Here is a 517-nt window from a genome sequence, read left to right on the forward strand (position 1 = left end):
ATTGCTGGCGCCGTGGTAGAAGCCATAGTTGGCCCAGGCGCGACCGCGCGCCAGTTCGTACTTCGCTTCGAGGATGGTCGAATCCAGCGTCGGCGGGTTGGTGTTGGGCATGTCCATGAAGCTGGTCAGGCCACCGGCCACGGCCGCCGCCGATTCGCTGGCGATGTCGCCCTTGTGGGTCAGGCCCGGTTCGCGGAAGTGCACCTGGTCGTCGATCATGCCCGGAAGCAACCAGCGTCCGGCTGCGTCCACCACCTGCTCGCCGTCGCGCGGCGCCAGCCCGTTGCCGATCTGCGCGATGCGGCCGTTCTCGATGCGCAGGTCGCCGTCGAAGGTGCGGCCTTCGTTGACCATGCGGGCGTTGGTGATGAGGGTGGAGGACATGTCAGTGTTTTCCTGTGCAACGGCAAGAGGGGGCGTTGGGGGACCCGGGCAAGGGGACGAAGCCGCCGGGATGGAACGGGTGGCAGCGGCCCAGCCGGCGCGCAGCCAACCAGCTTCCGCGCAGCGGGCCGTG

General features: G+C 68.5%; 1 protein-coding gene and 1 pseudogene. Both read right to left on the reverse strand.

What is annotated here, in order from left to right:
* A pseudogene (locus DAI20_RS20350) lies at positions 1-384 on the reverse strand (allantoinase AllB); the annotation flags it as partial.
* A gap of 1 nt (position 385) precedes the next feature.
* A complete protein-coding gene (gene yidD, locus DAI20_RS20355; protein ID WP_497802659.1) occupies positions 386-508 on the reverse strand; it encodes a membrane protein insertion efficiency factor YidD in 123 nt (40 codons plus the stop codon).
* Between the last annotated feature and the right edge of the window lie 9 nt (positions 509-517).

It is taken from the genome of Planctomonas deserti (assembly GCF_003067705.1).
Taxonomy (GTDB): domain Bacteria; phylum Actinomycetota; class Actinomycetes; order Actinomycetales; family Microbacteriaceae; genus Planctomonas; species Planctomonas deserti.